General features: G+C 72.5%; 5 protein-coding genes and 1 pseudogene. 3 read left to right on the top strand and 3 right to left on the bottom strand.

The features are described from left to right. The first annotated feature begins 127 nt into the window (after positions 1-127). Positions 128-1,012, top strand: coding sequence for an ABC transporter permease (locus tag ABZV94_RS40100; protein WP_356349790.1), 885 nt, complete (start codon positions 128-130; stop codon positions 1,010-1,012). A gap of 41 nt (positions 1,013-1,053) precedes the next feature. On the opposite strand, the gene ABZV94_RS40105 is transcribed toward ABZV94_RS40100, so the two are convergent. After that, positions 1,054-1,386: an ATP/GTP-binding protein gene (locus ABZV94_RS40105; protein ID WP_356349792.1), complete on the bottom strand. Its 333-nt coding sequence runs from the start codon at positions 1,384-1,386 to the stop codon at positions 1,054-1,056. A gap of 233 nt (positions 1,387-1,619) precedes the next feature. On the opposite strand from ABZV94_RS40105, the gene ABZV94_RS40110 reads away from it, so the two are divergent. Continuing rightward, positions 1,620-2,648 carry an LLM class flavin-dependent oxidoreductase gene (locus ABZV94_RS40110; RefSeq protein ID WP_356349794.1) on the top strand — a complete coding sequence of 343 codons (1,029 nt, stop codon included), beginning with the start codon at positions 1,620-1,622 and terminating at the stop codon, positions 2,646-2,648. Positions 2,649-2,767: 119 nt separating this feature from the next. Here the strand turns inward: ABZV94_RS40110 and ABZV94_RS40115 are convergent, their stop codons facing one another. Further along, positions 2,768-3,160, bottom strand: coding sequence for an SCO5389 family protein (locus ABZV94_RS40115; RefSeq protein WP_030656147.1), 393 nt, complete (start codon positions 3,158-3,160; stop codon positions 2,768-2,770). A gap of 275 nt (positions 3,161-3,435) precedes the next feature. On the opposite strand from ABZV94_RS40115, the gene nucS reads away from it, so the two are divergent. Then, the gene (gene nucS / locus ABZV94_RS40120) at positions 3,436-4,107 is read left to right on the top strand and encodes an endonuclease NucS (protein WP_356349796.1); all 672 of its coding nucleotides are present in this window, start codon (positions 3,436-3,438) and stop codon (positions 4,105-4,107) included. Positions 4,108-4,153: 46 nt separating this feature from the next. Here the strand turns inward: nucS and ABZV94_RS40125 are convergent. Further along, a pseudogene (locus tag ABZV94_RS40125) lies at positions 4,154-5,029 on the bottom strand (ATP-binding protein); the annotation flags it as partial.

The following is a 5,029-nucleotide window of genomic DNA, read 5'->3' on the forward strand; positions in this document are numbered from 1 at the left end:
CGCCGGTGCTGTCGAAGGCGGCTCCGGCCGCCGTCCCGCCCGCCCCGCAGCAGGCGCCCGCCACGGCTCCCCCGGCCCCCGCCGCCGCTCCTGCTCCCGCCGACCCGACCCAGCCCGAGGACGCCCGATGAGCACCCACCAGCCCCCGATGCCGCAGGCCCCGGCCGCCGCGCCCCACGGGCAGGCGGTGCCCGGCGCTCCGTACGCCGGCTACACCTCGCCCATCCCGGTCGTGCGCACCCACCTCGGGCACGCCCTGGCCTCCGAGTGGACGAAGATCCGGTCGGTGCGCTCCACGATGTGGACGCTCGGCGTGTTCGTGCTGCTCGTCGTGGGTATCGGCCTGCTGACCGGCGCGCTGGTCGAGGCCAACTCCGACCCCACCAGCCTGTCCGGCGAGAACCCGCTGTCGTTCGGCTTCTTCGGCCTCCTGCTCGGCAGCATCTGCATCATCACGCTCGGCGTGCTGACCACGGCCTCGGAGTACGGCACCGGCATGATCCGGACGACGATGACGGCGTGCCCCAGCCGGGCCCGGGTGCTCGCCGCCAAGTCCATCGTGTTCTTCGCCGTCGCCTTCGTCGTCACGCTGGTCACCTCCGGCTTCGTGGCCATGGTCCACGCGTCCCTGCTGGAGAACACCGGCGCCCGCACCCCGACCGGCGGCGACTGGCTCAAGGCCACCGTCGGCATCAGCCTGTACATGGCGCTGCTCGGCCTGCTGTCGCTGCTCATCGGCTCGGTCATCCGGCACTCGGCGGGTGCCATCACCATCATGATCGGCGTGGTGCTCGCGCCGCTGGTGCTCGCGCTGTTCATGGTGACGGAGTCGCTGGACAAGGTGCGCCAGTGGCTCTTCGAGTACTCGATCCCGAACCAGCTGAGCGTCTTCTACACCAACTCGCTGACCGAGTCCGGCCCGTCCGGCTGGGACCCGCTGTGGATCATGATCGGCCTGACGGCGGCGGTGTACGCGGGTGCGTACGCGCTGCTCCAGAGCCGGGACGTGTGAGGGCCGGGACGGGGAGGAGCCGGGACGGGTAGCCGTCCGGCTCAGAACCTCGGCGCGTTACGGGACCGCTGCACCCGCGTGGTGCGGCGGTCCTTCGCGTTCCAGCAGGCCTTGTGCCAGTGCCGGCGGTCGTCGACGCCCGCGTACTCCGCCCAGGCCACCACGTGCGGGACACCGGAGGGGATCAGCTGGTCGCAGCCCGGGCAGCGGTAGGTCTTGCCCTGTGCGCTCGCCCCGGCGACATGGCGCACGCTCCACTCCTCGCCCTGCCAGCTCTCCGTGGACTGCCAGCCGCCGTACCGGCCGGCGGGATCGTCCTCGGCGCTCCGGCCCGACGATCCGGCTGCCTTCGGTCGGTTGCGACGCGGGGACACGGGACACCTCTCGGGGCTATACAGGAAGCACGGCTCCATCCAGCCTACGCGCCACCGAGACGGGTACGCGGTCAGTAGGCGCAGGGAACCAACCCGTACAAGTCCCCCTCCAGGGCGACCCATTCTGAAGACAATCCGCAAATCTCTTCGGCCAGGCCGTGTCCTGGGCACGTGTCAGACGGTTATGCCGGGTGGGGGAGCTCCGGGTCGGAGCCAAGGAAGCAGGAAATGCGATGCACGTAGGAAGTTTTGTGCTGGCGGCCCAGTTCCCGGGCCAGGGCCCGGGGGAGGCCCTGCACCGGGCGGTCCGCTCGGCGGAGGTCGCCGAGCAGTCCGGGCTGGACGCGGTCTGGCTCGCCGAGCACCACTTCGTGCCCTACGGCACATGCCCGTCCGCGGTCACCCTGGCCGCGCTGCTGCTCGGCCGCACCCGCCGCATCCGGGTCGGCACGGCCGTCAGCGTACTGCCCACGGCCCACCCGGTCGCCCTCGGCGAGCAGGCCGCGCTGCTGCACCTGACCAGTGGCGGGCGGTTCACGCTGGGCGTCGGGCGCGGCGGCCCCTGGGTGGACCTGGAGGTGTTCGGCGCGGGACTGGAGGCGTACGAACACGGGTTCCCGGAGTCGCTCGATCTGCTGCTGCGCTGGCTGAGCGAGCCGTCCGTGGCGGCCTTTGGAGAGCGGTACTCCTTCCGCGAGGTGCCGGTCGTCCCCCGCCCGTCGGAGGCCCTGACGGACACCCCGGGCCCCGAGGTCGTCCTCGCCTGCACCTCACCGGCGAGCGTACGGCTGGCCGCCGAGCGCGGTCTGCCCATGCTGCTCGGCATGCACGTCGGGGACGAGGAGAAGGCCGAGATGGTGGCCCTGTGGCAGCGCTGCGCCCGCGCGGCGGGCCGGCCGGCCGAGGAGATCGCGGGCGCCGCCCATGTCTCCGCCGGGGTCTGCCAGCTCGCCGACCGGCGCACGGACGCGGCGGAGACGCTGCTGAAGGCGATGCCCGGCTGGCTGCGGCAGGGCCTGGACGCCCATGTGACGGTGGACGGACGGGCGCGCGCGATGCGCGACCCGTACGCCTACACCGAACTGCTCTGCGGACTGCACCCGGTGGGCACCCCGCGGCTCGCCGCCGACCGGCTCGCGGCGACCTCGGAGCGCACCGGCATCTCGCGCTTCGCCCTCCTGGTGGAGGGCTCGGGCGATCTCGCGGCCACGGAGGAGAACCTGCGGCGCCTGGGCGCCGAGGTGCTGCCCCAGCTGCGCTGACCGGCCTCCCGCGCGCAAGCCACCTGGGGGGCTTGCCGCCCCGGTCCTTGAATGCACCTCCCCCGCGGGTGGAGCGGCAAGCCGGCGGCTGTCCGTCTCCGCCGTACCGGAACCGCGCGTCAGCAGTCCCGGAGCTCCGGCGACTGGTTCAGCAACTGGCTGCGTACCGACGTGAAGCGGGCCAACGTCTCGTCCACCGAGGCGTCCAGCGGGAACACCGCCACGCGGTGGCAGTTCTGGAAGGCCAGCCGGACACCGAAGTGCCGCTGCAACGCGCCGCGTATCGCGTCACTCGCGAGCGCGCGCAGCAGCTGACCGCGCGCCTGCTCGTCCGGCGGGGGCGTCTGGTTGTCGGCGAAGGGGCCGCCGTCGACCTTCAGCTGGGCCACCAGGGAGCTGATCATCTCCCATGCGTAGGGCAGGGAGGTCCGGACGCAGTCGACGAATGCTGCTTCGTCGACCTCGCCTCGCTCGGCCTGTTCGAGTAGGGCCGGTGAGACGTCGAGCGACATGGGTTCTCCTCTCGCACCCCCGAACAGCAGGGGTTGCCGGACAGATAAGGGAGTTCGCGATTTCGAACACGCTCTGTACAGGGGCCGCAACCTCCCGTTCCTACGGTAGGCAACCGTAGGTGACCACACCAGCAGAATGCGTATATGAACCGATCCCGTTACGCCCACAATCGGCCAGGGATGAACAAGAGTTTCAAGGGACAAATGGGGCGATCCACTGGGAGCTGGGCGGACGGATCGCGAGCACCGGCGGGCGTCGAGTAGCGTTGCCGACCATGCGTCTCGTCATTGCCCGATGCTCGGTCGACTACGCCGGCCGGCTCACCGCCCACCTGCCCTCGGCCCCGCGACTGATCCTGGTCAAGGCGGACGGCAGCGTCTCCGTCCACGCCGACGACCGGGCCTACAAGCCGCTCAACTGGATGTCGCCGCCGTGCACGCTGAAGGAGGGCACGGGCGAGGACGAGGGCGTGTGGACCGTCGTCAACAAGGCGGGCGAGAAACTGATCATCACGATGGAGGAGATCCTCCACGACTCCTCGCACGAACTCGGGGTGGACCCGGGCCTGATCAAGGACGGCGTGGAAGCGCACCTCCAGGAACTCCTCGCCGACCGCATCGAGACGCTGGGCGAGGGATACACCCTCATCCGCCGCGAGTACATGACGGCGATCGGGCCCGTGGACATCCTGTGCCGGGACGCGGACGGCCAGACGGTGGCGGTCGAGATCAAGCGCCGGGGCGAGATCGACGGCGTGGAGCAACTCACGCGCTACCTCGACCTGTTGAACCGCGACCCGCACCTGGCCCCGGTCCGCGGCATCTTCGCCGCCCAGGAGATCAAGCCCCAGGCCCGCGTCCTCGCCACCGACCGCGGCATCAACTGCCACATCCTGGACTACGACGCCCTGCGCGGCATCGAGGACGACAAGCTCCGCTTGTTCTAGCCGACGGCTCCGGCCCGGCGGAGGGAAGTGGCCCGCCGGACCGGCGTCACATCACCGGGCCGTTCGTCCCCGGTGCCGTCTGTGAGGCCGACGCGCTGCTCGACGTCCCGCCGGTGGAGCCGTCCGTGGTGCCCGTCGTGCCGCCGGTGTCGCCGCCCGTGGTGCCCCCGGTGGTGCCGCCCGTCGAGCCGCCGCCCGTCGAGCCGTCCGTGGTGCCGCCGGTGCCCCCGGTGGTGCCGCCGGTCGTACCGGTGGAGCCTCCGGTTCCGCTCCCGCCGGTCGTCGAGCCGCCGGTCGTCGTACCGCTCGAGCCGCCGGTCGTCGAGCCGCCGGTCGTCGTACCGCCCGAACCGCCGCTCGTCGAGCCGCCCGTGGAGCCGCCGGTCGTACCGCCCGTGGTCCCACCGGTGGTGCCCCCCGTCGTACCGCCGCTCGACCCTCCCGGCTTCGGCGACGTGGACGGTGAGCCGGAGGAGGAACGGGAGTCGGAGGGCCTGACGCTCTCCGACGGGCGGGAGGGGGCGGCGGGCGGTGCCGGGTCGTCCGCGGTGCCGTACGTGCCGTCGGGGCCCGGTGACGTGGGCCGGCTGCTGGCCGAGCCGGTGTCGCCGGTGTCCGTCGGCCCGGCGCCCAGGCCGCCGTCGCCGACGTCCTGGCCGGCGGACGGGTTGGCGTCGACCTTGCCGGCCGGGTTGCGGCCCGGGTCGTCGGGGGTGGTCATGCCGAGCGTGACGACGGTACCGAGCACGGCGGCGAGCAGCGCTCCGGAGCCGGCCGCCACCAGGTTGCGCCGGGCCAGGCGCCGGATCCCGCCCCGCGGCTGTGCCACGGAGATCCGCTGGGTGACGGCGGTCTCGTACGGCGCCGGCGTCCGTTCCTCCTGCCGCGCCTCCGCCGGCTCCTCCCCCGGGGGCAGCGCCGG

Source organism: Streptomyces sp. NPDC004658 (assembly GCF_040609555.1).
GTDB lineage: Bacteria > Actinomycetota > Actinomycetes > Streptomycetales > Streptomycetaceae > Streptomyces.